At 58.9% G+C, this 525-nt stretch carries 1 pseudogene; it reads right to left on the bottom strand.

The features are described from left to right. Positions 1-255 (bottom strand): annotated as a pseudogene (locus NKJ08_RS38900) (integrase); the annotation flags it as partial. Positions 256-525: the final 270 nt, after the last annotated feature.

Raw genomic sequence — 525 nt, 5'->3', positions numbered from 1 at the left:
GCAAAAATGCTTCCAGTCGGCGGCATAGGCGCGACGGGTGTTTGCCGAACTCGCCGCCTCGACGTAATCGCGCGCGCGGTCGGCCAGCTTTTCGAGATGGGCAGGCAGTGATGCTTGTCGCGAGTCGAGGACCTGCGTGGGAGGGGAGGGAGCCTCATCCGGGTGCCCCATTTCCATGACGACGTCGACAATGTCAGGCAGGTCGCTGGTGTCGACCGCGTCGATGGGCGTCATGAAATTACGGGAACTGCCCATCGAAACTCTCGATCATTTGAATGTCACAGCGGTGCGATTCTGAGAGCCCAAACGTGCGACCAAAGCGCCCAATTGTCCACCGCGAGGTGCTTGACCAATAGCTCCCGAGATTTGCGCCGGTCGCGTACGACCACACGCTGGGTCGTGCTATAGCATGACCGGGCGACGGACCATCTCCGATCCAGTGTTGACCCTCCTAGGGCCCTCTTTCTCAGTGCCGATCCTTGCCTTCATGTTCAACATCCCTTATGTTTCGTTCAACAGGAGAAT

It is taken from the genome of Mesorhizobium sp. M0244 (genome assembly GCF_040321795.1).
In the GTDB taxonomy this organism is placed as follows: domain Bacteria; phylum Pseudomonadota; class Alphaproteobacteria; order Rhizobiales; family Rhizobiaceae; genus Mesorhizobium.
This window is presented reverse-complemented; position numbering and strand designations above follow the sequence as displayed.